The 25,789-nt window shown below is 72.5% G+C and carries 25 protein-coding genes; 14 read left to right on the top strand and 11 right to left on the bottom strand.

Translation table 11 applies throughout. The features are described 5' to 3' along the window. The first annotated feature begins 51 nt into the window (after positions 1-51). The 5 genes from WDV06_RS01330 to WDV06_RS01350 all read left to right on the top strand — a co-directional run bounded on the left by WDV06_RS01330 (position 52) and on the right by WDV06_RS01350 (position 4,889). Entirely contained in the window at positions 52-1,332 is a 1,281-nt protein-coding gene (locus WDV06_RS01330) for an alanine racemase (RefSeq protein ID WP_395507697.1), read from the top strand. 18 nt (positions 1,333-1,350) lie between these two features. Next, positions 1,351-2,916, top strand: a complete 1,566-nt coding sequence (locus tag WDV06_RS01335) for an N-acyl-D-amino-acid deacylase family protein (RefSeq protein WP_395507698.1) — start codon at positions 1,351-1,353, stop codon at positions 2,914-2,916. 62 nt (positions 2,917-2,978) lie between these two features. Then, positions 2,979-3,989: a YdcF family protein gene (locus WDV06_RS01340; protein WP_395507699.1), complete on the top strand. Its 1,011-nt coding sequence runs from the start codon at positions 2,979-2,981 to the stop codon at positions 3,987-3,989. Positions 3,990-4,069: 80 nt separating this feature from the next. Continuing rightward, on the top strand, positions 4,070-4,255 hold the full coding sequence (locus WDV06_RS01345; RefSeq protein ID WP_395507700.1) for a hypothetical protein: 186 nt from the start codon (positions 4,070-4,072) through the stop codon (positions 4,253-4,255). A 181-nt stretch (positions 4,256-4,436) separates the two neighbouring features. After that, positions 4,437-4,889 carry a nitroreductase/quinone reductase family protein gene (locus tag WDV06_RS01350; RefSeq protein WP_395507701.1) on the top strand — a complete coding sequence of 151 codons (453 nt, stop codon included), beginning with the start codon at positions 4,437-4,439 and terminating at the stop codon, positions 4,887-4,889. Positions 4,890-4,911: 22 nt separating this feature from the next. On the opposite strand, the gene WDV06_RS01355 is transcribed toward WDV06_RS01350, so the two are convergent. Beyond that, the gene (locus WDV06_RS01355) at positions 4,912-5,475 is read right to left on the bottom strand and encodes a GNAT family N-acetyltransferase (RefSeq protein WP_395507702.1); all 564 of its coding nucleotides are present in this window, start codon (positions 5,473-5,475) and stop codon (positions 4,912-4,914) included. 88 nt (positions 5,476-5,563) lie between these two features. After that, a complete protein-coding gene (locus WDV06_RS01360) occupies positions 5,564-6,121 on the bottom strand; it encodes a hypothetical protein (protein ID WP_395507703.1) in 558 nt (185 codons plus the stop codon). A 357-nt stretch (positions 6,122-6,478) separates the two neighbouring features. Here WDV06_RS01360 and WDV06_RS01365 point away from each other — a divergent pair, with 357 nt between their 5' ends. Both WDV06_RS01365 and WDV06_RS01370 read left to right on the top strand, forming a co-directional pair. Further along, complete coding sequence (locus tag WDV06_RS01365) at positions 6,479-7,690, top strand: pyridoxal phosphate-dependent aminotransferase (protein WP_395507704.1); 1,212 nt, start codon at positions 6,479-6,481, stop codon at positions 7,688-7,690. A 99-nt stretch (positions 7,691-7,789) separates the two neighbouring features. Further along, positions 7,790-8,191 (top strand): SCO4983 family protein, encoded by a 402-nt coding sequence (locus WDV06_RS01370; RefSeq protein ID WP_395507705.1) that lies wholly within the window; start codon positions 7,790-7,792, stop codon positions 8,189-8,191. A gap of 112 nt (positions 8,192-8,303) precedes the next feature. On the opposite strand, the gene WDV06_RS01375 is transcribed toward WDV06_RS01370, so the two are convergent. From WDV06_RS01375 to WDV06_RS01400, 6 genes are all read right to left on the bottom strand, one after another. Beyond that, entirely contained in the window at positions 8,304-8,957 is a 654-nt protein-coding gene (locus WDV06_RS01375) for a hypothetical protein (protein WP_395507706.1), read from the bottom strand. Positions 8,958-9,038: 81 nt separating this feature from the next. After that, a complete protein-coding gene (locus WDV06_RS01380) occupies positions 9,039-10,403 on the bottom strand; it encodes an MATE family efflux transporter (protein WP_395507707.1) in 1,365 nt (454 codons plus the stop codon). Next, entirely contained in the window at positions 10,400-10,951 is a 552-nt protein-coding gene (locus tag WDV06_RS01385; protein WP_395507708.1) for a hypothetical protein, read from the bottom strand. The genes WDV06_RS01380 and WDV06_RS01385 overlap by 4 nt, the downstream gene beginning before the upstream one ends. Next, entirely contained in the window at positions 10,890-11,708 is an 819-nt protein-coding gene (locus WDV06_RS01390) for a multinuclear nonheme iron-dependent oxidase (protein ID WP_395507709.1), read from the bottom strand. The genes WDV06_RS01385 and WDV06_RS01390 overlap by 62 nt, the downstream gene beginning before the upstream one ends. Beyond that, a complete protein-coding gene (locus tag WDV06_RS01395; RefSeq protein WP_395507710.1) occupies positions 11,708-12,871 on the bottom strand; it encodes a multinuclear nonheme iron-dependent oxidase in 1,164 nt (387 codons plus the stop codon). The genes WDV06_RS01390 and WDV06_RS01395 overlap by 1 nt, the downstream gene beginning before the upstream one ends. A 518-nt stretch (positions 12,872-13,389) precedes the next feature. Beyond that, positions 13,390-14,388, bottom strand: coding sequence for a LuxR C-terminal-related transcriptional regulator (locus WDV06_RS01400; RefSeq protein ID WP_395507711.1), 999 nt, complete (start codon positions 14,386-14,388; stop codon positions 13,390-13,392). Positions 14,389-14,534: 146 nt separating this feature from the next. On the opposite strand from WDV06_RS01400, the gene WDV06_RS01405 reads away from it, so the two are divergent. Next, positions 14,535-14,900 carry a hypothetical protein gene (locus WDV06_RS01405; RefSeq protein ID WP_395507712.1) on the top strand — a complete coding sequence of 122 codons (366 nt, stop codon included), beginning with the start codon at positions 14,535-14,537 and terminating at the stop codon, positions 14,898-14,900. Between the two features lie 107 nt (positions 14,901-15,007). Then, the gene (locus WDV06_RS01410) at positions 15,008-15,217 is read left to right on the top strand and encodes a hypothetical protein (RefSeq protein WP_395507713.1); all 210 of its coding nucleotides are present in this window, start codon (positions 15,008-15,010) and stop codon (positions 15,215-15,217) included. Here WDV06_RS01410 and WDV06_RS01415 read toward each other — a convergent pair. After that, positions 15,201-15,656, bottom strand: a complete 456-nt coding sequence (locus WDV06_RS01415) for a hypothetical protein (protein WP_395507714.1) — start codon at positions 15,654-15,656, stop codon at positions 15,201-15,203. The two genes, WDV06_RS01410 and WDV06_RS01415, sit on opposite strands and share 17 nt — an antisense overlap. Before the next feature lie 137 nt (positions 15,657-15,793). Between WDV06_RS01415 and WDV06_RS01420 the strand changes: the two genes are divergently transcribed. From WDV06_RS01420 to WDV06_RS01435, 4 genes are read left to right on the top strand one after another with little or no spacing between them, the layout of a single operon-like run. Then, positions 15,794-16,894 carry a hypothetical protein gene (locus tag WDV06_RS01420; RefSeq protein WP_395507715.1) on the top strand — a complete coding sequence of 367 codons (1,101 nt, stop codon included), beginning with the start codon at positions 15,794-15,796 and terminating at the stop codon, positions 16,892-16,894. Beyond that, positions 16,891-18,111 (top strand): toxic anion resistance protein, encoded by a 1,221-nt coding sequence (locus WDV06_RS01425; RefSeq protein ID WP_395507716.1) that lies wholly within the window; start codon positions 16,891-16,893, stop codon positions 18,109-18,111. The genes WDV06_RS01420 and WDV06_RS01425 overlap by 4 nt, the downstream gene beginning before the upstream one ends. Further along, on the top strand, positions 18,108-19,751 hold the full coding sequence (locus WDV06_RS01430) for a substrate-binding and vWA domain-containing protein (protein ID WP_395507717.1): 1,644 nt from the start codon (positions 18,108-18,110) through the stop codon (positions 19,749-19,751). Before WDV06_RS01425 ends, WDV06_RS01430 begins: the two co-directional genes overlap by 4 nt. After that, a complete protein-coding gene (locus WDV06_RS01435; RefSeq protein ID WP_395507718.1) occupies positions 19,738-20,355 on the top strand; it encodes a hypothetical protein in 618 nt (205 codons plus the stop codon). The genes WDV06_RS01430 and WDV06_RS01435 overlap by 14 nt, the downstream gene beginning before the upstream one ends. Before the next feature lie 159 nt (positions 20,356-20,514). On the opposite strand, the gene WDV06_RS01440 is transcribed toward WDV06_RS01435, so the two are convergent. Next, positions 20,515-22,350 (bottom strand): phosphoenolpyruvate carboxykinase (GTP), encoded by a 1,836-nt coding sequence (locus tag WDV06_RS01440; protein WP_395507719.1) that lies wholly within the window; start codon positions 22,348-22,350, stop codon positions 20,515-20,517. Positions 22,351-22,570: 220 nt separating this feature from the next. Here WDV06_RS01440 and trhA point away from each other — a divergent pair, with 220 nt between their 5' ends. Next, positions 22,571-23,257: a PAQR family membrane homeostasis protein TrhA gene (gene trhA / locus WDV06_RS01445; protein ID WP_395507720.1), complete on the top strand. Its 687-nt coding sequence runs from the start codon at positions 22,571-22,573 to the stop codon at positions 23,255-23,257. A gap of 112 nt (positions 23,258-23,369) precedes the next feature. Here trhA and WDV06_RS01450 read toward each other — a convergent pair whose 3' ends face one another. Further along, a complete protein-coding gene (locus WDV06_RS01450; RefSeq protein ID WP_395507721.1) occupies positions 23,370-25,787 on the bottom strand; it encodes a galactose oxidase-like domain-containing protein in 2,418 nt (805 codons plus the stop codon). Positions 25,788-25,789: the final 2 nt, after the last annotated feature.

Raw genomic sequence — 25,789 nt, forward strand, 5'->3', positions numbered from 1 at the left:
GTCGTAACCGGTGTTACACCACAGGCACCACCCGCACCACCAGGAGGCCCCATGCCCAGCGACGCCGTCCGACGCCTCGCCGCCGAACCCGTCGACCACCGCTTCAAGGGCCTCCCCCCGGACGCCACCGCCGCCGGCCTCACCGTCGGCGAACTCGCCGGCCAGGCCCGGGACCTGCACACCGGCGGGTTCACCACCCCGGTCCTCACCCTCGACGCCGACGCGCTCGCCCACAACCTCGCCGTCCTCGGCGAGTACGCGGCCCGCCACCACCTGGCCTTCGCCCCGCACGGCAAGACCTGCATGGCCCCCCAGCTCTTCGAGCGCCAGCTCGAACACGGCGCCTGGGGCATCACCGCCGCCGTCCCCCACCAGGCCCGCGTCTACCGCGCCTTCGGGATCCGGCGGATCTTCCTCGCCAACGAGCTCGTCGACCCCGCCGCCCTGCGCTGGGTCGCCGCCGAGCTCGCGGCCGACCCCGACTTCCGGTTCGTCTGCTACGTCGACTCGGTGCGCGGGGTGCGGCTCATGGACCGCGCCCTCCAGGGGCAGGGCGCCCGGGTGGACGTCGTCGTCGAGCTCGGCGCCGGCGAGGGGGCCCGGACCGGGGCGCGCAGCGACGACGACTGCCGCGCCGTCGCCGACGCCGTCGCCGCCACCGCCACCCTGCGCCTCGTCGGCGTCGCCGGATACGAGGCGGAGGTCCCCGACGCGGACGCGGAGAAGGTCCACGCCTGGCTGCGCCGGCTCACCGCCCTCGCCGTCGAGTTCGACAAGGCCGGGCGCTTCGGGGCGGACGTGGAGGAGATCGTCGTCAGCGCGGGCGGCTCCGCCTGGTTCGACGCCGTCGCCGACGTGTTCGAGGAGCTGCCCGCGCTGTCCCGGCCCGTGCTCAAGCTGCTGCGCTCCGGCGCGTACGTCTCCCACGACCACGGCTGGTACGGCCGCCTGACCCCCTTCAACCGGGTCCCGGAAGAGGGCGGGCTGCGGCCCGCGTTCCGGCTCTGGACGCAGGTCGTGTCGCGCCCGTCCCCGACCCAGGCGTTCGTCAACGCCGGCAAGCGCGACGTCGCCTACGACCTCGGGCTGCCGGAGGCCGAGCTGGTGCGCGACGCGTTCACCGGCGACGAGCGGCCCGCCACCGGCGTCCGCGTGGTCAAGCTGTCCGACCAGCACGCCTGGCTGGAGACCGACTCCGCCGAGGACGTGCAGGTCGGGGACTGGGTGGCGCTCGGGATGTCGCACCCCTGCACCATCTTCGAGAAGTGGCCGCTGATCCCGGTCGTCAGCGCCGACGGGGCCGTCCGCGAGTACGTGCGGACCTTCTTCTAGGCCGGGGACCTCCAGGTCATGGACCTCGTCATACGGGGGGCGCGGGTCGCCGACGGCACCGGCGGGCCCTCGTACCGCGCCGACGTCGGCGTGCACGAGGGGCGCGTCGCCGCCGTCGGGCGGCTGCCCGGCGGCGGCCGGCGGACCGTCGACGCCGACGGGCTCGTCCTCGCGCCCGGATTCGTCGACATGCACGCCCACAGCGACCTCGCGCTGCTCCGCGACCCGGACCACAGCGCGAAGGCCGCCCAGGGCGTGACGCTGGAGGTCCTGGGCCAGGACGGACTGTCGTACGCGCCGGTCGACCAGCGGACCCTGGTCCAGGTGCGGACCGCGATCGCCGGGTGGAACGGGTCCGGGGAGGACATCGCGTTCGACTGGAGGACCGTCGGGGAGTACCTCGACCGGCTGGACGAGGGCGTGGCCGTCAACGCCGCCTACCTCGTACCGCAGGGGACCGTACGGGCGTACGTGCTCGGCTGGGAGGACCGGCCGGCCACCCCCGCCGAGACGGGCCGGATGCGGCGGCTGGTGGCCGAGGGGCTGGAGGACGGGGCCGTCGGGATGTCCTCCGGGCTCACCTACACCCCCGGCATGTACGCCTCCGGCGCCGAACTCGCGGAGCTGTGCGCGGTCGTGGCCCGCTACGGCGGCTACTACTGCCCGCACCACCGCTCGTACGGCCGCGGCGCCCTCGCCGCCTACGCGGAGATGCTCGCCCTCGCCCGGGAGACCGGCTGCGCCCTCCACCTGGCGCACGCCACCATGAACTTCGCGGAGAACGAGGGCCGGGCCCCCGAGTTGCTGGCCCTGCTCGACGGGGCGCTCGCCGCCGGGACCGACGTCACGCTCGACAGCTACCCCTACACCCCCGGCTGCACCACCCTCGCCGCCCTCCTGCCCGGCTGGGCGCACGAGGGCGGTCCCGGGGCCCTGCTGGCGCGGCTGGCCGACGACGCCACCGCCGCGCGGATCCGGTACGCGCTGGAGGTGGAGGGGTCCGACGGGTGCCACGGGGTGCCGGTGGACTGGTCCGCGGTGGAGGTGTCGGGCACCGCGGACCCCGCGTACGCGCACCGCGTCGGCACCCGCCTCGACGGGTGGGAGGGCGCGCGCCGGCTGCTGCTGGGCGACCGGCTGGGCACGACCGTCCTCCAGCACGTGGGCCACGAGGAGAACGTCCGGGCCATCATGCGCCACCGGGTGCACACCGGCGGCTCGGACGGCATCCTGCACGGCGCGAAGCCGCACCCGAGGGCGTACGGCACCTTCCCGCACTACCTCGGCCATTACGTACGCGAGCTGGGCGTGCTCTCCCTGGAAGAGTGCGTGGCGCACCTGTCGGGCCGCCCGGCGGCCCGGCTGCGGCTGGCGGACCGGGGGCTGGTGCGCGAGGGGTACCGGGCCGACCTGGTGCTCTTCGACCCGGAGACGGTGGCGGCGGGTTCCACGTACGAGGAGCCGCGGAGGCTGCCGTCGGGCATCCCGCACGTGCTGATCGACGGCCGGTTCGTCATGCGGGACGGGCGGCGGACCGATGTGCTGGCCGGCCGGTCCGTCCGGAGAACGCCCCACCGCCGGTAGGGCGTTCGGGCAGGACCTTCGTCCCGGTCGGGGCCCCGCACCCGGCACATACGATGAGCCGCATGGCCGCCTTCGCCCTCCCCGCCCTCTTCTTCCTCGCCCTGTGCGTCAGCGCCTACAAGGACCGCCGCCGCTTCCTGAACGCGGTGCTGTTCGGGCTGACGTTCATCACGCTCTCGGCCGCCCTGCTCTTCCAGGTGACGGCCCTGCCGGGATGGGCGGCCCTGACGATCATCGGGCTCGCCCTCGCCGCGCCGACGCTCGGCACGATGGCGATCGGCGGCTTCCTGATAGCCAACGGCGTGACCATGGTCCGCAAGGAGGGGCGCAGTCCGGCCAATCTGCTGTCGATGCTGGCGGGGCTGGGGATCTTCGGCATGATCGCGCTGCTGGTCGCCGTCCCGATGTTCCACTCCACCGTCCTGACCGGCATGGCGGCCACCCTCACCCTGGTCGTGGCCTACGTGTCCTTCGTCTTCCTGTGCTTCCTCGGCTACGCCTTCCTCTATGGCCGGATCAAGGTGCGCGGGGACGTCGACCACGTGGTGATGCTGGGCTCCGGGCTGATCGGCGGGGACCGGGTGCCGCCGCTGCTGGCCTCGCGGCTGCGCAAGGGGCAGGAGATCTACGAGGCCCAGCTGGCCCGCGGCTCACGGCCGCCGGTGCTGCTGACCTCGGGCGGCAAGGGCTCGGACGAGCGGGTCGCGGAGGCCCGGGCGATGGCGGACTGGCTGATCGCCGAGGGGGTTCCGGCGGAGCACGTCACGCTGGAGGACCGGTCGCGGACGACCGAGGAGAACATGCTGTTCTCGAAGGAGATCATGCTGGCTGACGACCCGGAGTACCGCTGCGTGGTGGTCACCAACAACTTCCACGCGTTCCGGGCCGCGATGATGGCCCGCAAGGCGGGGGTCAACGGGCAGGTGGTGGGCTCGCCGACGGCCCGCTACTTCCTGCCGAGCGCCACCCTGCGCGAGTTCGTCGCGGTGTTCTGGGAGCACCGGAGGGTCAACCTGTCGATCTGCGGGGCGCTGGTAGCGATCGGCGCGCTGGCGACGCTGGTGATCGGCTGAGGCGGCGGTGGGGGCGCCGACGTGCGTTCTTGGGGCCGGGGCCGGAGGATGGGGGCCTGGGGCACCGTAGGAGGTATCCGATGGAAAGTGAAACCAGCGAGCAGCCCACCCGGTCGGACCGGCTCTTCACCGGTGGTGAACGGCCGTACGACCCCGAGGACCTGGTGATGGCGACCGGCCACGACCCGACTCCGGAGCGGGTCGAGAAGGCGCGGAAGCTGATCGAGGAGAAGGGCCCGTCCGTCATCGAGCGCTACCTGCCGTAGCCGCGGCCGGCCGAGCGCGCTGCCGTGGACCACGGCCCGGGGTCACCACCCCGGGCCGTGGCCGGTCCGGGGGCCGGTCCCGTACGGGGACGCCCGCGCGGCGGGGGTGGGCGGCGGGGGCGGCGCATCCAGAACCGGTGAAGACTCGTTAGCCGTAGGGGGGACGCCCTACGGAGGTCAGATGAACAGCGTCGCCGTCGCCGTCGACTGGGAACACCCCGTGGATCCCCGCCCGGGGCCGCGGCTGGAGCACGTGCGGACGTACGTGTCGAGCGGCGGCAGGGACGGGCACCTGTGGCACGGGGTCCCCACCCTGCTGCTGACCACCCTCGACCGGACCTCCGGCCGGGCGGTGCGCACCCCGCTGATCTACGGGCGGGACGCGGGCCGGCTGCTGGTGGTGGCCGCCGGCACGGGCGGTCCGCGCCACCCCTCCTGGTACGGGAACCTCGTCGCGCACCCGGCGGTCCGGGTCCAGGTGGGCACCGCGGCCTTCGCGGCGTGGGCGCGGACGGCGGGCCCGGAGGAACGGGAGACGTACTGGGAGGCGATGACGGCGCTGTGGCCGCTCTTCGACGACTACCGGGAGGCCGCCCGGCCCCGGGAGCTCCCGCTGGTGATCATCGAGGGCTGACGGCGCACCGGGCCCCCGGCGGTCAGGCCGTCGTGCCGGCGGGAGCGGCGACGGCGTGGTACGTGCGGCCCGAGACGGTGTAGTCCCCGAGCGGGGTCATGCCGAAGGCGTCCACGTGGACCCGCCAGGAGGGGGCGTTGCCCGCCTCGATGAAGGCGACCAGGGCCTGCGCCCGGCCGGCCGACGCCTCGACGGCCATCGCGAACAGGCCCCGGGCCACGCCGTGCCCCCGGAAGGCCGCGTCGACGACCACCGGCCCGTACAGCAGCCACGGCACCGCGTCCAGCGGGCGCCCCTGCCAGACGAGGCCGGCCTGGGCCCGCAGCAGTCCGGTCACCGCGGCCGGCGGGTCCACCATGTCGGCGGCGACCGACAGCGCGAGCAGCCCGGCGATCCGTCCCTGCCCGTCGTCGGCCACCAGCAGTTCGTCGGCGGCGGCCATGTCGCGCAGGGTGGCGGCGTCGAAGGTGCCCTGGACGAAGCCCTGCGCGGAGCGCTGCTCCTCGGTCAGGGCGTCGTGGTGGTTGGCGGCGAAGAGCCGGGCCAGGGCGGGCGCGTCGGCCTCGGTGGCGTATCGGTAGCGCATGGCGCCGATGCTGCCACGGCCTTTCCCCCGGGGGCGCGTGGCGCCGGGCGGGATGTCACCTCGGGGCGGTGCGCGCCGTGCGGCGCGGTCAGCCGTTGGTGTTGAGGAAGCCGATGACGACCGCGCCCCACCAGCAGGCCTGGGAGACCAGGGCGGTGATCCCGCCCCAGACCAGCAGCCCGCGGCCGGTCTCCCCGTCGGCCGCTTCGAGGCGGCGGCCCAGCAGCCCCGCCTGGAGGCCGTTCACGGTGAGGGCGGCGACCAGGCCGAGTTTGGTGAGGGTCAGCGGGGAGTGGACGTCGGGGTGCAGCATCAGCCCGCTGACCACGAGTCCGCCGAGGCCGGCCCAGATCGGCACGTGCAGGCGGGCGGTGGCGGCGACCACCTCGTCCAGGGCGCAGCGGCCGGTGGCCCACAGGAGGCCGTGGTAGTCGGCGGAGAGCACCGCGCCGAAGCCGAGCACCAGGGAGGCCAGGTGGGCGAAGAGCGCTGCGGTGTGCAGGGCCGCGTCGGTCCGCACGTGCAGGGAGCACCACAGCGCCGCCGCCAGCACGACCAGCGCACACAGGGCGCCCGCCGCCACGGTCCACCAGGAGTCGTAGAGGCGGAGGGGGCGCGGGGAGAGTCTGGCGGCCGGTGAGGACATGGGGGCGGGCTCCGGGGGAAAACGGGGGGCGCGGCACCGTCCGCCACGCCAAAGCAAGGTAAGGCTCACCTAAAGAGCTCTGTCCGTCAATCCGAGGTCCGCGTCGCGGAACGGCGGGACCCGCCGCCGCTTGGGCCACTCCCGACAGGCAGCGGGCGGACGGGGTGACGAGCGCAACACCGGACGGCCCCGCGCCGCCTCCCCCACCTGATCCGCAGGTCGGAGCGGGCGGGGGCCGCCGTTTCAAAGGGTGGACGGGCGCCCCACCAGCCCATCACGTGAATGGGGACATTTCGCTCCCTGATGTCCGGGCGGAATGCCCGAGCGGACAAACAAAGAGGCCCGTAAGCTCCCGTCATGCAGGTGATCCAGTCAACGAAACTCGCCAATGTCTGCTACGAGATCCGCGGACCCGTCCTCGAAGAGGCGATGCGGCTCGAAGCGGCAGGTCATCGCATCCTCAAACTCAACACCGGCAACCCCGCGGCCTTCGGCTTCGACTGCCCGCCGGAGATCCTTGAGGACATGCTCCGCAACCTGGGCAACGCCCACGGCTACGGGGACGCGAAGGGCCTGCTGTCGGCCAGGCGCGCGGTCATGCAGCACTACCAGACCAAGGGCATCGAGCTCGGCGTCGAGGACATCTACCTCGGCAACGGCGTCTCCGAGCTGATCCAGATGTCGATGCAGGCGCTGCTCGACGACGGCGACGAGGTGCTGGTCCCGGCCCCCGACTACCCGCTGTGGACGGCGTCGGTCAGCCTGGCGGGCGGCACGGCCGTGCACTACCGCTGCGACGAGCAGTCCGACTGGATGCCCGACCTGGCGGACATCGAGCGCAAGATCACCGACCGCACCAAGGCGCTGGTGATCATCAACCCGAACAACCCGACCGGCGCCGTCTACGACGACGAGATGCTGCGGGGCCTGACGGACATCGCGCGCCGCCACAACCTGATCGTCTGCTCCGACGAGATCTACGACCGGATCCTGTACGACGGCGCCACGCACACCAACACCGCCGCCATCGCCCCCGACCTGATGGTCCTCACCTTCAACGGTCTGTCCAAGAACTACCGCGTCGCCGGGTACCGGGCCGGCTGGATGGCCGTCTGCGGTCCCACGAAGCACGCCGCCTCGTACATCGAGGGCCTGACGATCCTCGCGAACATGCGCCTGTGCGCGAACATGCCCTCGCAGCACGCGGTGGCCACCGCGCTCGGCGGCCGGCAGTCGATCGTGGACCTGGTGCTCCCGGGCGGACGGCTGCTGGAGCAGCGCGACACGGCGTACGACCTGCTCACGCAGATCCCCGGCGTCACGTGCGTGAAGCCGAAGGGCGCGCTGTACCTGTTCCCGAAGCTGGACCCGGCGGTCTACAAGATCAAGGACGACCGGCAGATGGTCCTGGACCTGCTGCGGGCCGAGAAGATCATGGTCGTGCACGGCACGGGCTTCAACTGGCCCGAGCCCGACCACTTCCGGATCGTGACGCTGCCCAACGCGAAGGACCTCGCGGACGCCGTCACCCGCATCGGCCGCTTCCTGGACGGCTACGGCCAGCACTGACCGGGGCCGGGCGGGGAGGCGTCCCAGAGTCCGGATACAGCTCAACTTTAGAACGGATCCAAGGTAGGATGGTCTCCTGACCCCGCAGGAGGCCTCCTCATGTACGAGCCGATCCGCTCCAAGTCGGCCGTCCACGTCGTGGACGGCAGCCATCGCGAACCCCAGTACCCGCAGAGCAGCCGCGGCGAAGCCCTCGACATCCAGCTCGCGGGGCACCTCGCGGCCCTGCTCGCCGTCACCGACGAGCTCGGGCTGGAGGACGGCGGCGCCGCCCGCATCGCGGAGCAGGTGACCCGGCTGCGCGGTTCGCGGCCGGTGCGCATGACCTACCCGACCCTGCCCGAGGGTGCCGACACCGCCACCCTGCACCGCCGCGCCCACGACCTCGCCGCCCGCGCCCTCCTCGTCGCCGCCTCCCGCGCCGACACCGCCGTGGCCATCCTCGCCGCCCAGCGCATGGACGCCCACGCCGCCGCCGCCAACCTGGCCGGCACCCCCTGACGGCCCCGGTCCGGGGCCGCGGAGGCTCCGGACCGGGCGCCACACCTCCCGCACGGGGCCGTCGCGGGGCCGGGCGCCAAACGGCGCCGGAGGCGCTGCTCCTGCTGCGGGGTCAGCGGTCGGCGCGGAGGTTCCAGGTGGTGAGGTCGCCCTCGATCAGGCCGTAGGAGCCCTCCTCGTAGGAGGTGCGGGTGACCTTCAGGACGGCGATCGGGGAGTTCTCGTCGACGAGGCAGACGCTGTCCCCTTCCGCCACGACGACCTCCTTGCGCGACTGGGTCGCCAGCAGGTCCTTGCAGCCCTGGGCGGTGGGCGCCTCGGCGGCCGTCCACAGGACGGCGGTGCCCTTGACCATCATCGAGCTGCTGCCGCTGCGCGCGGCCGCCGGCCGGGCGCCGAGCCCGGACGCCGTGCGCGGCGGTACCTGTGACAGGTCGAGGCCTTCGAGGCCGAGGACCACCCTGCCCGACCAGCGCACCGTCCCCGCACCGGCGGCACCGGTGCCCGGCTTCGCCGCCGGGGGCTGCGCCCCCACGGTCGAGGCGGGGGCGGGCTGGGGCACGGCCGGCGCGGACGGGCCGGCCGACGGGCTGTTCGTGAAGGCGGCGATGGCGCTGGCCACGGCGGCGACGGCGCTCACCCCGGCGGCGATGGCGCCCCACACCTTGGCCTTGGACGTACCCGAAGGGGCCGGCGCCGGAGGTACCGGCTGCGCGTACGGCGCGTACGGCGGCATGGCCGGCTGCTGCGACGGGTCCTGCTGCACGATTCCCCCTGAACTACTCCCCGACCGGCGGTCCTCGCGACCATAGCAAGTCCGCCGCACGGTGGTTCGTCCCGAGACCGCTCAGGGGGTCCCGTCCCTCGGCACGCCGGCCGGCGGTGCGGGTTGCGGTGCCGGTGTCCGCAGCAGCCAGCAGTTGGCCGCCGCGCCCAGCACGAGGCCCGACCAGGCGACGGCGGCGTGGTCCGTCAGCAGGCCGGCCACGAAGACGGGCAGGGCGATGCCGAACTCCTGGAGCAGGCGCAGGCGCAGGACCACCCCGAAGCGGTCGGCGGCCTTGTGGCGGCCTTCGGCCGTGGCGGCGAGGAGGCGGAAGGGGAAGGCGGCGGCCTGGGCGGCCATCAGCCAGGCGAACCAGGTCGCGGCCGTGCCGCGGAGGCCGTAGAACCCGGGCAGTACCGTCCAGGCCGCCGCGGCGACGAGCGCGGCGACGGCCGCGGAGACGGCCAGGACGCCACCGCGCAGGCCGCGCCAGTCCCGGGCGGAGGGGGCGCCGTCCTTGCAGACCATGCCGGTCGCGTTGACCAGGGCGGTGAGCGGGATGTGCAGGGTCGCCGTGAGGACGGCGCCCGCGGAGAACGCGGCGAGCCGGTCCCCCCAGGAGGCCCTGAGGGTCAGCGCGAGGACCAGCAGCAGTTCGAAGCCGATCACCGAGAGCATGTGCCCCCACTCCGTGACCATGCTGCGGGCCACCTGGCGCAGCCAGCGTGCGCTGTCGCGGAGCCGCAGCGGGAGGGACAGGTGGTCGCGCAGCAGCCACACCGTGACGGCGCATTCGAGGGCGGCGATGACGGAGGTGGCGGCGTAGGCGCCGGCGAAGCCGAGTCCGGCGCCGTGGACGAAGAACCAGTCGAGCGCGGCGTTGGTGACGACGGCCACGGCGTACAGGAGCAGCAGGGGGCGGGAGCGCCGCAGCGCGAACAGCGCCATGGCTCCGACGAACTGGGCGAGGCGCACCGGGGCGGCGATCAGCAGCCACAGCAGGGCCGACCGCGCGTCGTCACGGATGCCGGGTGCGGCGACCAGGGTGTCCAGGAGGTACGGGAGCACGGCGAGGCCGGCGGCCGCGATGAGCAGACCGGCGGCCGTGGCGCCGACGAGACCGCCCTGCACCGCCCGCCGGCGGGCGTGGGCCGACACGGCGCCCGCCACGGAGAGTCCGACGACGGGCCCCATGGCCATGGCGGTGATCGCGTCGAGGAGGAGCAGGCGCTGCGGTACGGCCGCGGCGGCCACGGCCTGTTCGCCCAGGGTGCTGATCACCCACAGGTCGGTCTGGGCGATGGCCTGGCCCATGACGGACGCGATCACCATCGGCCCCATCAGGGCGAGGACCCGCCGCCCCAGCGACGGGCCGGAGACGGCGGCCGCGCCGGAAGCCGCATCGGCGGCCCCGCCGGCCGCCGGACCGGCCGCCACGCCGGTCACAGCGGGTTCCAGGTGAGGACGGCGAAGTCGCCGGGGCCGGACAGCGACCAGCGGATGCCGGGCGCCGCCTCCAGTCCCGGTACCTCGGCCAGTTTCACGCGGCCACGCTCCAGGGGCGCGTGCCCTTTGAGCGCGACGACGACCTTGGGGGCGGTGGCGCCCGTGGTGAGGGCCAGGCCCCGCTGCCGGTGGTCCGGTGAGGCGAACCAGCGGGCGGCGGAGGCCGCGAGCAGTTCGATGTGGTCCTGGGGCCGCAGGGCGGCGCCCTCGCCGTCGCCGGCTTCCAGGAATTCGAGGAAGTGCAGGTGCATGCGCCAGTCCAGGCGCCTGCCCGCGGCCACCGCCCACTCCAGGAAGGCCTCGTAGAGGTCGGTGGTGTCCGGCAGCCGTGCGGCCAGCAGCGGGATGCGGTCGAAGAGCTGGTGCCAGCGGATGCGCAGCGATTCCTGGGCGATCAACCGGTCGCGGGACCCCGGGGCGAGGGAGTCACGGGCGGTGGGGCTGATGCAGGCGTCGAGCCGCGACGACTGCGGCGCGCGTACGGTCAAGGTCCGTTCTCCATTCGTCCAGGTCGTGGTTGGCGTCGCGTTCGACGACGAGGGTGGCGTCCGGTGCGGCGCGGCCGGCGAACAGCGCCACCAGGTCCAGGGTTTCGTCGCTGACGGGGGCGTCGTGGCTGTCGACGACCAGGGAGGGGGCCGCCGGGGAGGGGCTGTAGCCGGCCAGGTGGAACCTGCGGCCCACGCCCGGCACGTCGGCCCACGCGGCGGCGGGCTGTCCGGTGTTGAGCTGGGCGACCACCGCGTTGGACACGTCCATGAGGACTTCGCATCCGGTGGCCGCGGTCAGCTCGGCGTAGGCACGGGCCTGGGGGATGACGGAGGGGGTCTGCGAGGGGAAGTTCTCCACGGCGAGGGTGGTGCCGAGCTCCTCCTGCCAGGCGCGCACGGAGTCGACGACCGGCTGCCAGGCGGCGTAGTCGACCTCCTGGGCGAGGGGCAGCGGCTGGCCGTTGTGGGAGAAGTGGGCGATGTGGTCGCTGACGTAGAGGAGGCCGCAGTCCTCCTGCCACCGGTTCACCAGGTCCAGGTAGCGGTCGAGGCGCGCCCGGTCCGGGTCGAGGAACCGGGAGAGCATGATGTGGCAGCCGACCGGGAGGTCGCCGACCGTGCGGCGGAACTCCGCGGGGTCGAGGTGGGCGAAGCCGTCGATGAGGACCTCGACGAAGTCGAGGTGCCCCGAGTCGCGCAGGGCGCAGGCCATCCCGAGGGTGTCCGGTGAGGTGACGTTGACACCGATCAGCATCAGCGCAGCTTCTCCTTGGCGTAGGCCAGCAGGTCCTGGGGGGCGCTGACCGCGCCGGGGCGTTCGGCCGGCGGGATCTCGTCGAGGTTGAGGACGATGCGCTTGCCGCGGGCGCGGACGTCGTCCACCCACTGGTCGAACAGGTCGGTGTAGGAGAGGCCGCGCTGTTCGGAGGCCTGTGCGAGGCCCGGGATCCATCCGTTGCACAGCTGGCGGAGGTAGGCGCGGCAGTAGGGGACGCCGTAGTCGTGCGGCTCGGTGTCCGCGGCCCCGCCGGTGATGGCCCGCCGGTGGCGTTCCAGGACGGATTCCGCGCGGGCGAAGTCGGCGTAGTACTGGTCCGCGCGGTCCGTCCAGGTGAGGTCCGCGTGCTCGACGATCACGGTGACGGGTTCGGTCTCGGTGATCAGCCGCTGGTCCAGCACGGTGTCGAGCAGTGACCAGACACCTTCGTGGACCGCCTCGGAGTGGCCGTCGTGGAGGGTGCCGTCGCGGCCGGTGCGGACGCCGGACAGGTGGAGTTCGACCACCTGGGACCAGGGGATCGCGCCGAGCAGCACCTCCACGGGGACACCGCAGTTGACGGCGTCGATGTAGAGGTGGGCCAGGTCGACGATGAGGCCGGTGCCGGTGCTCTCGCAGATGCGCGTGACCGCCTGCCAGGCGTCGAGGATCCCGCGGGCGGAGGCGGAGTAGCAGTTGGCGTTCTCGACCCAGACGGGCAGGCCGGAGGTCCGGTGGAGGTCGGAGAGGAAGCGGACGGCCCGCTGCTCCTCCTCCTTGGTGCCGGTGAAGTACGAGTGGAGTCCGAAGGATCCGCCCCCGAGGGCCCGGTCGCCGGTGACGTGGACTCCGATGGAGGTCGGCTTGTTGCGGCGGGTGGCCGACTGGTCCATCACGTAGTCGATGTAGCGGGCCTGTTCGCGCGGGCCCTCGCAGATCGCCGTACGGCCGAGGTGGAGGGAGAATTCCGGGACCGCCGGCACCCCGTCGAGGCCCTCCCATTTCCTCCATTCATTGAACCCGAATTCCAGGAAGGGGTTTTCGCCGACGATGGCGAGCCTCCGGGACGGGTCCGGGTCAAGAAATCCCGGCGTGAATGCCCCGCCCACGCGGAGCAGGTCGTCACGGACCGGGCGGACCGCTTGGACTGTCGTCTGCATTTCTTTTCCTCTCCCCCCGGCTTCCGGGTACGGGTACGGCGGGGGCGCGCTCCGTCTCCGGAGCGCGCCCTCACAATTGGTCAGCCCTTGTTGTAGCTGCCGCAGGTCAGGGCCTCGGCCATGACCTCGATGTCCTGGATGTCGATCATTTCGTTCACCTCTTCTCCTGAATCCGATGTGCCGGACACGTCCGCCGGCAGGCTTCACCCTGCCCGCGTTCAGCCCTTGTTGTAGCTGCCGCAGGTCAGCGCCTCGGCCATGACCTCGATGTCCTGGATGTCGATCATTTCGTTCACCTCCCTTCACCGTTCCGGGTTTTGCGTTTTCGGCCGGTGTTCCCTGCCGATGCCTCTACTGTGCCGGTCCTCGAAGACCGCTGGAAGTCCTTTCCGGTGGACGGATTCTGCAATGGCATATCCCGTCCACCGCCACCTGGGCGGAAAGGGCCGGGGAACGGCGAAAGCCGCGTCCCGACGGGGACGCGGCTTTCGCGGGGGCGGAGGGAGGGAGCCGGGGGCTCAGATGCGGGTGGCGGGGAGCCAGCCGTTCTGGACGGCGTGCGCGCCGGCCTGGAAGCGGCTGCGGGCCTCCAGCGCCTCCATGAGCTCGGCGGCGATGCGTCGGGCGGTGCGCGGGGAGACCCCGAGGCGTTTGGCGATGGCCTCGTCGGTGAGTCCCTGGAGGAGCATGTGGAGCGACTCCCGGTGCTGGCGGGTGAGGCCGTCCATGTTGCGTTCCACGGCGGTGCCCAGGGGGTTGGCGCTCTGCCAGATGCTTTCGAACAGGGCGCACAGCGCGGCGATGGTCCCCTCGTAGGTGAGGACGACCGCGCCGGCCTGGGCGTCGTTGGTGTCGAGCGGGAGGACGGCCTCACGGCGGTCCGAGATGATCATCCGTACCGGCAGGGTGGGGGCGGTGCGCACCTGGCCGCCGTGGCGGTGCAGCCAGTCCACGTGGTCGAGGGTGGGCTGGTGGTTGCGGACGCTGTCGAGGTAGACGGTGCGCATGGTGATGCCGCGGCCCAGGAGTTCGGCGTTGGGGCCGCGGCTGGCTTCGAGGTCGGCGGCGGTGTGGGCGCCGCCGGGCGCGAACGTCATGATCTCGTGGCGGGTGTGGGCGGCGAGCCGGGCCAGCCGGTCGCGTATCTCCTCCGGCCCGTGCAGGCTCTCGGCCCCGGCGGTGGCGCCGCGCGGACGCATCGAGGCGCATTCGGCGATGAGCTGCGCGGCGGCGGCCCGGGAGGCCTCCACCTTCTGCTGGTGGGCGGCCAGTTCGGCCTGCTGGCGGGCGAGCAGCAGTTCCATGGCGTCTTCGGGGTCCAGCGGACGGAAGCCGATGCCTTCCCGGGCCGAGGGCTGGACCAGGGCGAGGCGGCTGAGCCGGTCGAGGCAGGCGCGCAGGTCCTGCTCGGGAAGTGCGAGCCGCTGGGAGAGTGCGGCCACCCCGTCCCCGGGGTGGGCGAGAAGTGCCCGGTAGACGCGTTCCGCTTCGGCGTCGAGCCCCAGCAGTTCCAGCATGGCGATGCCCCCAGATGTTAGTACACGTGCGGCTGGAGGGAACTATACGAAGGCACCAACCGCCCCTGGTCGGTTCCTGTTCTGGCATAAACAGTCCCCTGTGGCGGCCTGTACCGCGCGGGTGGGCGCTGCGGAGGATGGGCGGCATGTATCTCGTGCACGCCCGGCTTCGGGTCCCGGACCACGCTCCCCTGCCCCCGGACGCGGCACAGCTGTTCCTGGGGTGTGCGCGCGACGGGGACGGCCTGGAACACGTCAGCGCGCACGGTGACGCGGCGGGCGGTCCGGTCGTGGGCTTCTACCTGACCGCGCCCTCACTGGACGTCGCGGAGCAGGCCGCCTCGGACGTCTGCCACCGGGCGCTGCACGCGCACCCCTCGCTCGCCGGGGTGGACGTGGTGTCCTTCGGCGCGGCCCTGGTCCCGCAGTACTGGAACGCGGTGCTGCGCTCCGATGGACGGGATATGCAGGTGCAGGATCCGTCCACCGTGAACCTCTTCCACCCGTTCTGAAGTCCCAGCAGAGTGGGGCCATCGGCAGGCGAGACCGGCCGGGACCGAAAGCCGGGCGGGTGCCCGGGACGCAAACAGCAGCAGCGCTCGTGCTCAGGGGGAATCCGATGTCCTTGTTCGCCACTCGTATCGCCAAGACCGTGGCCGCCGCCGTCATCGCCGTCGGTGCCCTGGGTGCGGCGCAGTCCTTCACCACGGGCGGGCCCTCCGCACCGCACCACGTCTCCGCCTACGGCACCGACACCGGCGTGACCATTCCGCTGGACCAGCCCACGGGGCACCAGTCGGGACGCACCGACGTCACCTGGGGCCACTGACGGCGGAGGGGCGGGCGGCCCCGCCTCCCCCCTCCTCCGCCACCGCCGCCACCCCGCACCACGGGACCGTCGCCGGGGGCCAGACCGGGCCGACGGCCTCCGTGCGGGCCGGCGGGGCGGCCGGGGTGAGGCCCGGGAGGCGGACCAGAGACCGGGACAGGCGGGCGTCGGCGTCCCCCGCGGACGGGGGCCGGTCGCGGAACTCGACCGTGACCACGTACGCGCCCTGCCCGCCCCGCGCCTCCACCACCGCCAGGACCCGCCGGCTCACCGGGTCGACGCGGCAGTCGGCGACCTCCACCCGCACGGGCGCGGCGGCCGCGGCGGCCGGGCGGGGGGACGGGCTGCTGGCCCAGACGTACAGGCCCAGCGGGGCGAACACCAGGAGTCCGGCCAGGCCGACGAGGGCGACCAGCCAGCCCTGCCATTTCAGTGCCATGCCCTGATCCTCCCGTCGCGACGGGCACGCCGCCAGCACCCACCCGCTCACACAGCATTTCGAAGCGGGACCGTCCGGACACCTTCCGTTCACCCGCCTCCGCGCGGAATGTGGGTTTCCGTGAGCAGGCTGCACCCGTGAGACGCATCCTTGGAATCGCTCTGGCGGTCCTTCTCCTGGGCGGCGTGATCGCCGTCGTCGTGCTGGGAAGGAACGGAACAGAGGGCACGGCAACGAAGACCGTGCGTGGCGTCATCGGGTCGGAGAAGTCCGAGTTCTTCCGGGACCCCGACGTCGTCAAGGCCCTTGCAGCCAAGGGCTACACCGTGAAGACGGAGACCTCGGGCTCCTGGGCCATGGACCAGCTGGCCCTCAAGGAGTTCGACTTCGCCTTCCCCAGCAGCAGTGAGCCCGCGCAGGAGATCGAGGCCGCGGCCGGGGTGAAGGGGGCGCAGACCGCCAAGCCGTTCTTCTCCCCCCTCGTCGTCATCGCCCGCGCCAACGCCGCGAAGGTCCTCGCGGACAACGGGCTCGTCAAGATGAACGGGAAGAACACCGGCACCCTCCTCATGGGCCCCTACCTCAAGGCGGCCGGTGAGGACCGGACCTGGCAGCAGCTGAACGGCTCGGGCGCCTACGCCGAGCTGACCGGCACCCTGTTCGTCAAGACCACCGACCCCGCCACCTCCAACTCCGGCGCCCTGTTCATCGCCGCCACCTCCAACGTCGCCAACGGCGGCACGGTCGTCTCGGACGACGCCGGCATCACCCGCACCGCGCCCCTCCTGCGCAAGCTGGTCCAGGTCCAGGGGGCCCTGGAGCCCTCCACCGACGACCCGTTCCGCGCGTTCATCAGCGGCAGCGGCGAGCCGCTGATCCTGGCGTACGAGTCCCAGGTGGCCTCCCTGCTGATGCAGGAGCAGACGAACGCCGAGGTCGCCGGCATGGTCGTGCTCTACCCGGACACCACCGTCAACTCCCCGCACACCTTCGTGCCGCTCAACGACAGGAGCAAGGAGCTCGGCGCCCTGCTCGCCACCGATCCGAAGCTCCGCCGGCTCGCGCTGCGCCACGGGTTCCGCCCGCAGGAGGGCGTCGCCGAGTTCACCGCCGCCACCGCCCCCTACGCCGGCTACCTCAACCCGGGCCTGACCGGGATCCGGCAGGTGGGCGCTCCGACCGTCAAGGTGCTGATGGCGCTGGCCGCCCGCGCCAAGGGCCAGGGGGACCACGCATGACGACACCACCGCTGACGCCACCGCCCGGGGACCGGGCCGGAAGCACCGGGAGCCCGCTCGTCCTGACGGCGCCCGAGCCCGTGCCCGCCGTGCAGCGGGAGCAGGCCTCCGGCCTGGTGCCGCTCGCCGAGGGCGTGCGCGACGAGATGGCCCGCCGGGCCGGGGAGTACGTCGGCCGGCTCTCCGGGATCGACGCCCGCTCCCCCGAGTTCGCGGCCCGTGTCGACGACATCACCGCACTCGGCGCCGTCGACATGCGCACCGCCGCCGGCCAGTCCCACCGGATGCTGGAGCGGGCCGTACGTTCGATCGGCTCGGACGGCGGCGGTGACGCCCAGGCCCGGGTCGCCGGCTCCCTGGTGGAGCTGCGCCGTACCGTCGAGGACCTCGACCCGCGGGCAGGCGCCCCCGCCAAGGGGGCCCGCAGGCTGCTCGCGAAGCTGCCCGGCGGCAACCGGCTGCGGGACCACGTCGCCAAGTACGCCTCCTCCCAGGACACCCTCGACCGGATCGTGCAGGCCCTGCGCGGCGGCCAGGACGAGCTGCGCCGCGACAACGCGGCCCTGCACACCGAGCGGGCCCGGCTCTGGGAGACCATGGGCAGGCTCCAGGAGTACGCGGTCCTCACCGAGGCCCTGGACGCCGCCGTCGAGCAGCGGATCGCCGAGGCGGAACGCACCGACCCCGGCCAGGCGGACGCGCTCCGCTCCGACGTACTGTTCCCCGTCCGCCAGAAGCACCAGGACCTGCTGACCCAGCTGGCCGTCTGCGCCCAGGGCTACCTGGCCATGGACGTGGTCCGGCGCAACAACGACGAGCTGATCAAGGGCGTCGACCGGGCCGCGACCACCACCGTCTCGGCCCTGCGCATCGCGGTGATGCTGGCCTCCGCCCTCGACAGCCAGCGCAGGGTCGTCGAGCAGGTCGACGCGCTGCGCGGGACCACCGAGGACCTGATCCGCGGGAACGCCGACATGCTGGCGTACCAGAGCGGGGAGATCCAGCGGATCGCCGCGGACCCGGCGGTCGGGGCGGAGACGCTGCGCACGGCCTTCGGCCAGATCTACGAGACCCTCGACGCGATCGACTCCTTCAAGGCCCAGGCCACGGAGAACATGGCGGCGACGGTCGCGTCCCTGACGGGTGAGCTCCGGGCGGCCTCGGCGTACCTGGCCCGCACCCGCACACCGAGCGCCCTGGAAGGCGGTAGGGAATGAAGCGGCACACCGCGCGCATCCGCGGACGCCTCGCGGCGGCCGTGGCCCTGACGGCGACCCTGCTCGGGGCTGCGGCCTGCACCGGTGAGGGCCCGGAGGGCGGCACGGCGTCCGGCTCCTCGCAGAAGCTCTCGGCCGAGTACAAGGAGGGCAGGCTGCGCGTCCTGGCCTCCAGCGAGCTCGCCGACATGGCTCCGCTCCTCAGGGACGCCGAGGCCGCCACCGGTGTCTCCGTCGACTTCGCCTGGTCGGGGACGCTCGACGCGGCCGAGCAGGTGGCTTCGGGCACGGCGGACGGCAGGTACGACGCGATCTGGCTCTCCTCCAACGACTACCTCCGCCTGCGCCCGGAGGCGGCCGCCAAACTCGCCAACGAGACCCCGGTGATGTCCTCGCCGGTCGCCCTCGGCATCAAGCCGGAGGCGCTGTCGCGGCTCGGCTGGAAGCCGCAGGAGGTGACCTGGGCGGCGGTCGAGGAGGCCGTGGCCGCCGGGAAGCTGACGTACGGGATGACGGATCCGGTGCGTTCCAACTCCGGTTTCTCGGCCCTCGTGTCGGTGGCCTCGGGGCTCTCGGGGGCGCAGGCGGCGCTCACCGACGAGGACGTGAAGAAGGCCCGGCCCCGGCTGAAGGGCTTCTTCAACGGGCAGAAGCTGACCTCGGGTTCCTCGGGCTGGCTGGCGACGGCGTACGCCAGGCGCGGTGACGTCGACGCCCTCGTGAACTACGAGTCGGTGCTGCTCTCCATGAACAAGGACGCGGGAGCCGGCAAGGCGCCGCTGACCGTGATCCGTCCCAAGGACGGGGTGGTCACCGCCCACTACCCGCTGACGCTCCTGACCTCCGCCCCCGCCGGGGCCCGGGAGTCGGGCCGGCGGCTGACGGAGTACCTGCGGGGTGACGCGGCGCAGCGGGCCATCACCGCGCGGACCTTCCGCCGCCCGGTGGCGGCCGGGGTGGCGCCGGCTGCCGGGCTGGACACGGAGAAGCGGCGGGAGCTGCCGTTCCCCGGCTCGCGTTCGGTCGCGGACGGGCTGCTGGCCTCGTACGAGAACGAGCTGCGCCGGCCCTCCCGCACGGTGTACGTGCTCGACACCTCGGGCTCGATGGGCGAGGACAACCGCATCGGCCGGCTGCGGGACGCGCTCACGGACCTGACCGGGACGGGGAGTTCCGGTCCGGGGCGGCGTTTCCGGGACCGCGAGGAGGTGACGCTCCTGCCGTTCGGCGACAAGGTGAAGCAGGTGCTGACGCACGTCGTGGAGCCCGGGAACCCGGGGCCCGCCCTGGACGCGATCCGGGGGGACGTGAAGTCCTTGCGCCCCGATGGCGGTACGGCGGTGTACGGGAGCCTGAAGGCGGCCTACCGGCACCTGGGGCAGGGCAACGCGGACGCGTTCACCTCCATCGTGCTCATGACGGACGGGCAGAGCGGGGACAGGGTGCAGGACTTCGACTCCTTCTACGCCGGCCTCCCGGAGGGGCAGAAGCACACGCCGGTCTTCGCCGTCCTGTTCGGGGACTCGGACCGCAAGGAGCTCTCCCACATCACCGAGCTGACGGGCGGCCGGCTCTTCGACGCCACCCACGGCAACCACGCGCTGGACGGGGCCTTCGAGGAGATCCGTGGCTACCAGTAGGCCGCCGGCCCGGGTGCTCGGCTACCTGGAGTCGAAGAAGAACCTGGTCGGCAGCGCCTGCGGACTGGCCGGCCTGGCGCTGACGGTGGCCGGGGCGGCGGGCGCGTACTGGCCGGTGGTGGTCGCGGGCCTGTACGGGGCGGGCGCGCTGATCGCCCCGCCCGAGCGGGCCCCCGTCCCGCTGTTCCCGGGTACGGCCGAGCAGTTGGAGGCCGTACGGGAGGACCTGGGCCGGCTGCGGGACTACGGGGCGGAGGTGGAGCTGCCGCCGGCCGCCGAGGGCAAGCTGGGCGAGCTGCTGGACCTGTACGCGGCGCTGCTGGAGCCGGGCCGGGGGGTGGAGGCCCTGGCCACGGAGCCGGACGCGGTGCACGCGCTGTCGCGGGCGATCCGGCTGGACGTGCCGGAATGCGTGGACACGTACAACCGGACCCGCTGGTGGACCCGGCTGACGCCGGGCGGGGAGTCGCCGGAGCGGCACCTGGAGCGGCAGCTGTCGGTGCTGTCCGACGAGGCGGAACGCCTGACGGCGGGCCTCCAGGACAGGGAGGCCCGCCGTCAGCAGACGCACACGGCCTACCTTGAAGAGCGCGGGCGCTCCTGAGGGTGTGACGGGCGGCGGCCGGGACAGTGGCCCCCGCCCGTCGGCAGGGCGTGTGCTGCTCTGGGAAAGCCTTGGTCGGGGATTCCCACAGCGGTGGGAGAACCTTGGTCGGGGACTCCCACGTTCAGGTGGCCCGCCGCACCGGGGCGGGCATCGGGCTCAGCCCAGGCGCTCGACGAGCGCGTGGTACTGCTCCCACAGTTCCTTCGGCGTGTGGTCGCCGTAGGTGTTGAGGTGCTCGGGGACCAGGGCGGCCTCCTCGCGCCACACGTCCTTGTCGACGGTGAGGAGGAAGTCGAGGTCCTCGTCGGAGATGTCGAGGCCGTCGAGGTCGAGGGCGGCCTTGGTCGGCAGGACGCCGATCGCGGTCTCGACGCCCTCGGCGGTGCCGTCGAGACGGCCGACGATCCACTTCAGGACGCGGCTGTTCTCGCCGAAGCCGGGCCACACGAACTTGCCCGCGTCGTTCTTGCGGAACCAGTTCACGTAGTAGATCTTCGGGAGCTTGGTCTGGTCCTTGTCGGCCGCGACCTTGACCCAGTGGGCCATGTAGTCGCCCATGTTGTAGCCGCAGAACGGCAGCATCGCGAAGGGGTCGCGGCGCAGCTCGCCGACCTTGCCCTCGGCGGCGGCGGTCTTCTCGGAGGCGATGTTCGAGCCGATGAAGACGCCGTGGTTCCAGTCGAAGGACTCGGTGACCAGGGGGACGGCGGAGGCGCGGCGGCCGCCGAAGAGGATCGCGGAGATCGGGACGCCCTTGGGGTCCTCCCACTCGGGGGCGATCGTCGGGCACTGCGAGGCCGGGACGGCGAAGCGGGCGTTGGGGTGGGCGGCCGGGGTCTCGGACTCCGGGGTCCACGGGTTGCCGCGCCAGTCGATGAGCTCGGCCGGGGGCTCCTCGGTCATGCCCTCCCACCACACGTCGCCACCGTCGGGGGTGAGCGCGACGTTGGTGAAGACGGTGTTGGCGTACATCGTCTTCATGGCGTTGGCGTTGGTGTGCTCGCCGGTGCCGGGGGCGACGCCGAAGAAGCCGGCCTCCGGGTTGATGGCGTAGAGGCGGCCGTCCTCGCCGAAGCGCATCCAGGCGATGTCGTCGCCGATGGTCTCGACCGTCCAGCCGGGGATGGTCGGCTCCAGCATGGCGAGGTTGGTCTTGCCGCAGGCGGAGGGGAAGGCGGCCGCGACGTACTTGGTCTCGCCCTCGCCGGCCGGCGGGGTGAGCTTGAGGATCAGCATGTGCTCGGCGAGCCAGCCCTCGTCGCGCGCCATGACGGAGGCGATGCGCAGCGCGTAGCACTTCTTGCCGAGCAGGGCGTTGCCGCCGTAGCCGGAGCCGTAGGACCAGATCTCGCGGGTCTCGGGGAAGTGCGAGATGTACTTGGTGGTGTTGCAGGGCCACGGCACGTCGGCCTGGCCCTCGGCGAGCGGGGCGCCGAGGGTGTGGACGGCCTTGACGAAGAAGCCGTCGGTGCCGAGTTCGTCGAGGACGGCCTTGCCCATGCGGGTCATGGTGCGCATGGCGACCGCGACGTAGGCGGAGTCGGTGATCTCGACGCCGATCGCGGAGAGCTCGGAGCCCAGGGGGCCCATGCAGAAGGGCACGACGTACATCGTGCGGCCCTTCATGGAGCCGCGGAAGATGCCCTTCTCACCGGCGAAGAGCTCCTTCATCTCGGAAGGGGCCTTCCAGTGGTTGGTCGGGCCCGCGTCCTCCTCCTTCTCGGAGCAGATGAAGGTCCGGTCCTCGACGCGCGCGACGTCGGAGGGGTCGGAGGCGGCGTAGTACGAGTTCGGGCGCTTGGTCTCGTCGAGCTTCTTGAACGTGCCCTTGGCGACGAGCTCCTCGCACAGGCGCTCGTACTCGGCTTCGGAACCGTCGCACCAGACGACGCGGTCGGGCTGGGTGATCGCCGCGATCTCGTCGACCCAGGAGATCAGCTCCTGGTGCGTCGTCGGGAGGGAAGGGGTGGGAGCCGCGTTGTCGCGCGCCACGATTGCTCCTTGTTGAGGGGTTTGTTTGGTGTATGCCCCGTGGGGGCCGCGACCCGGACGCTTCGCGCTCCGCTCATCCGGTGTCGACCGCACTCATCTGATCATCCGGTGGATGTGCGCATATGTCCAGGGGGCCTCTCACGTGAGCATCGCCACGTCAGTCAATCTTCCGTAAAGAGGACTAACGGAAACCTACGGAACCGTAGGTAGCATGACGACCATGACTTCTGACGCCGCTGCCGCAGCTCCCGCACCGGCCGAACGCGCAGCCCCGGAAGCCAAGCCGCTGATGCGCGGCTGGCTGCACACCGGGATGTTCCCGGCCGTGGTGGTCGCCGGCCTCGTGCTGATGGCCTTCACCGACTCGACGCGCGCGCGGGTCGCGTGCGGGGTGTACATCCTCACCGCCTGCCTGCTCTTCGGAGTCAGCGCCGTCTACCACCGCGGGACCTGGGGACCGCGCGGCGAGGCGGTGCTGCGCCGGCTCGACCACGCCAACATCTTCCTGATCATCGCGGGCACCTACACCCCGCTCACCGTCCTGCTGCTGCCGGACTCCACCGGGCGGACCCTGTTGTGGGCGGTATGGCTCGCGGCCGCCGCCGGCATCGCCTTCCGCGTCTTCTGGGTCGGCGCCCCGCGCTGGCTCTACACCCCCTGCTACATAGCGATGGGCTGGGCCGCCGTCTTCTTCCTGCCCGACTTCATGCGCACCGGCGGCATCGCGGTCCTGGTGCTGGTGATCGTCGGCGGCCTCCTCTACAGCGCGGGCGGAGTGATCTACGGGATCAAGCGCCCGAACCCCTCGCCCCGCTTCTTCGGCTTCCACGAGGTCTTCCACTCCCTGACGCTGGCGGCCTTCGTGGCCCACTACGTCGGCATCTCGCTGGCCGCCTACTCGCACTGAGGAGCGCTTCATCCTGCCGTTATCGCACGGCCGCCCGGAGGCCGCATTCCGGGCGCATCTCATGGAGGGGCCCCGCCGCAGCACGCGGCGGGGCCCCTCTCCGTACGGGCGGCTAGCAGGTGTAGCCGTCCCCGTCGGCGTCCAGACGGAGCGGGTCGCTGCCGTTGACCTTCATCCGCTTCGGGAAGCGGTGCGCGGCCAGCCACGCGCAACGCGCCGGTGTGGTCTTCGCCACTTCCGCCGGGAAGGCCGTCGGGACGCACACGTTCACCGACCCGTAGTGCCGGTCGCAGCCCGCCACGGCGGGGGCGACGGGGACGGAGGCCCGCTGCCCGGGGTTCTCCTTCGGCGCGGCCAGCTCGTTCGCGAAGGTGTGCTCGTGCGCCGCGGGCCGCTGCCCGGCGGCCGCCAGGGAGGGGGCCCCGCCCAGGTGCACCCAGGTCGCGACGGACGGGACGCCGGCCGCGTCGACGCCGAAGAGCATGTACCAGCCGGGCGGCGCCAGGTTGGGGTTGCCGGTGACGTGGAGGTCGATGGTGGTGCCGTCGACCACGGTCATCGGCAGGTCGACGAACCGCTGGTTCGGGTCGGAGGAGTGGGTGACCGCCGCCGGCCGGATCAGCTCCGCCCTGGCGATGGGCCGGTCGACGGTGATCCGCTGGGTGTCCCCGTACACCCACTCGGTGTCGATCACCGAAGTGAGCTTCGGGCGCGGCCCCTTGAACAGGTAGGGCGGCGTGTAGACCGACACCGCGTGGTTGTACGTGCCGTTGCCCGGGTTGTCGCCGACCGACATGACCCGCCCGTCGGGCAGCAGGAACGCCCCCGAGTGGTAGGTGCGCGGGATGGGATCGGTGGCCAGGCCCGGCTGGTAGGTGTCGGTCCGGGGGTCGAAGAAGGAGGCCTCGAACACCGGGTCGGCCCGGTCGTGCAGCCCGCCTCCGGTCTCCAGCACCCTGCCGTCGGGCAGCAGCACGGCGGAGACGTACATCTTGCCCTCGGCCCCGGTCTGCGGCCGCTTGCCCGTACCGGTGTCGACGAGGCCCTGCGGGAGGTCGGGGCCCGCGGTGTAGGCGGGACTGGGCTTCTTCAGGTCGATGAGGTCGGTGAGCCGGTTCGCCGCCGGGTTGGTCTCGTTGTTGCCGCCGCCGATGGTCAGCACCCGCTGGTCCTGGGCCGGGGGCAGCAGCACGCTCGCCGACTCGTCGCGCTCGTCCTTCCTGCGCAGACCCGGCACGTCCGTGATGGTGTTGGCGTCGTAGTCGTAGACCGAGGCCCCGGAGCCGGCGGTGCCGTTGCCGAAGGTGTGGCTGCCGGAGTAGAAGAGCCGGCCGTCCTGCATGAGGATCATCGACGGGTACAGGCCCCAGTACGACCAGGTCTGGTTGACCTGGTTCAGCGGCAGCCACTTGTTCTGCGCCGCCGAGAACCTCTCCGCGGTGACGTTGCCGGTGGAGTCCTCCTTCAGCCCGCCGAAGGAGATCACGTCACCGTTGCCGAGGATGGTCGCGGACGGGTACCAGTGCCCGCCGTTCAGGTCGTTCGTCCTGGTGTACGTCTCGGTCGCCGGGTCGAAGACGTACGAGTCCTTCAGCCCCTGGTAGCCGATCCTGCCGTCGACGGACGGGTAGCCCTTGTTGCCGCTCATCACCAGCACCCGGCCGTCGGCCAGCTGCACGTGCCCCGAGCAGAACATGTCCACCGGCGTGGGGACGGTCTTCACGGTCCCGGCGACCGGGTCGTAGACGGCGGAGGTGAAGGTCCCGGCGTTGAACTGGGAGATGTCGTTGCCGGAGCCGGCGATCAGCAGCACCTTGCCGTTCCTCAGGACCACGGCATGCATCGAACGCACCGGGTTCTGGGTGCCCATCACCTCCCACTTGCCCTTCGCGCACTCCTCCGCCGTGCCCGTACAGGTGGGCTGCGGCGGGACGGCGCCCACCTCCTCCAGCGCGTAGTCGTCCGTGGTGAGGGTGCCCACGCCGTAGACGGACAGCCCCCAGACGATCTTGTCGGTGTTCGGCGGGACCGCGGGCGTACGCACCTGGGTGCGCGACCAGGCGGCACTGACCGGCGGGTTCTGCAGATCGGTCCAGTACTGCCAGCCGGCCGCGGTGTCGTGGCGGAAGACGGTCACCGCCACGTCCGGGGTGTTCGACTTGTACCAGGCGGACAGGTCGTACTGCCTCCCGGGCGCGACCGTGGGGGCGCAGGTGGTGTTCTCGGTGACCAGGGCCTTGCGGTCGCCGTCCACGCGGCGGGTGAGCGAGACCCTCATGGCCTTGGTGCCGCTGTGGGCGTCGGTGACGGTGGCGAAGGTGAAGTCGTTGTCGCCCCAGCCCGACTTGGACCAGCAGGACGGCATGTCGGAGCCGGGCGCGCCGGCGGTCTCGAAACCGGGGTTGCCGAGCAGGTTGGGCGCTCCGGCCGTGGCCGGCTGGGGGGCGGTGAGCAGCAGGCCTGCGGTCATCGCCCCGACGGCGGCCAGCGCGGCCCTGCGCCCCGCCCTCCGTCGGATCGTCCTTGGCATGC

Source organism: Streptomyces racemochromogenes (assembly GCF_044129415.1).
GTDB lineage: Bacteria > Actinomycetota > Actinomycetes > Streptomycetales > Streptomycetaceae > Streptomyces > Streptomyces racemochromogenes_A.

Coding starts and splice junctions, on each gene's coding strand:
- WDV06_RS01330 (WP_395507697.1), top strand. CDS start 52: ATGCCCAGCGACGCCGTCCGACGCCTCGCCGCCGAACCCGTCGACCAC.
- WDV06_RS01335 (WP_395507698.1), top strand. CDS start 1,351: ATGGACCTCGTCATACGGGGGGCGCGGGTCGCCGACGGCACCGGCGGG.
- WDV06_RS01340 (WP_395507699.1), top strand. CDS start 2,979: ATGGCCGCCTTCGCCCTCCCCGCCCTCTTCTTCCTCGCCCTGTGCGTC.
- WDV06_RS01345 (WP_395507700.1), top strand. CDS start 4,070: ATGGAAAGTGAAACCAGCGAGCAGCCCACCCGGTCGGACCGGCTCTTC.
- WDV06_RS01350 (WP_395507701.1), top strand. CDS start 4,437: ATGAACAGCGTCGCCGTCGCCGTCGACTGGGAACACCCCGTGGATCCC.
- WDV06_RS01355 (WP_395507702.1), bottom strand. CDS start 5,475: ATGCGCTACCGATACGCCACCGAGGCCGACGCGCCCGCCCTGGCCCGG.
- WDV06_RS01360 (WP_395507703.1), bottom strand. CDS start 6,121: ATGTCCTCACCGGCCGCCAGACTCTCCCCGCGCCCCCTCCGCCTCTAC.
- WDV06_RS01365 (WP_395507704.1), top strand. CDS start 6,479: ATGCAGGTGATCCAGTCAACGAAACTCGCCAATGTCTGCTACGAGATC.
- WDV06_RS01370 (WP_395507705.1), top strand. CDS start 7,790: ATGTACGAGCCGATCCGCTCCAAGTCGGCCGTCCACGTCGTGGACGGC.
- WDV06_RS01390 (WP_395507709.1), bottom strand. CDS start 11,708: ATGCTGATCGGTGTCAACGTCACCTCACCGGACACCCTCGGGATGGCC.
- WDV06_RS01395 (WP_395507710.1), bottom strand. CDS start 12,871: ATGCAGACGACAGTCCAAGCGGTCCGCCCGGTCCGTGACGACCTGCTC.
- WDV06_RS01400 (WP_395507711.1), bottom strand. CDS start 14,388: ATGCTGGAACTGCTGGGGCTCGACGCCGAAGCGGAACGCGTCTACCGG.
- WDV06_RS01405 (WP_395507712.1), top strand. CDS start 14,535: ATGTATCTCGTGCACGCCCGGCTTCGGGTCCCGGACCACGCTCCCCTG.
- WDV06_RS01410 (WP_395507713.1), top strand. CDS start 15,008: ATGTCCTTGTTCGCCACTCGTATCGCCAAGACCGTGGCCGCCGCCGTC.
- WDV06_RS01415 (WP_395507714.1), bottom strand. CDS start 15,656: ATGGCACTGAAATGGCAGGGCTGGCTGGTCGCCCTCGTCGGCCTGGCC.
- WDV06_RS01425 (WP_395507716.1), top strand. CDS start 16,891: ATGACGACACCACCGCTGACGCCACCGCCCGGGGACCGGGCCGGAAGC.
- WDV06_RS01430 (WP_395507717.1), top strand. CDS start 18,108: ATGAAGCGGCACACCGCGCGCATCCGCGGACGCCTCGCGGCGGCCGTG.
- trhA (WP_395507720.1), top strand. CDS start 22,571: ATGACTTCTGACGCCGCTGCCGCAGCTCCCGCACCGGCCGAACGCGCA.
- WDV06_RS01450 (WP_395507721.1), bottom strand. CDS start 25,787: ATGCCAAGGACGATCCGACGGAGGGCGGGGCGCAGGGCCGCGCTGGCC.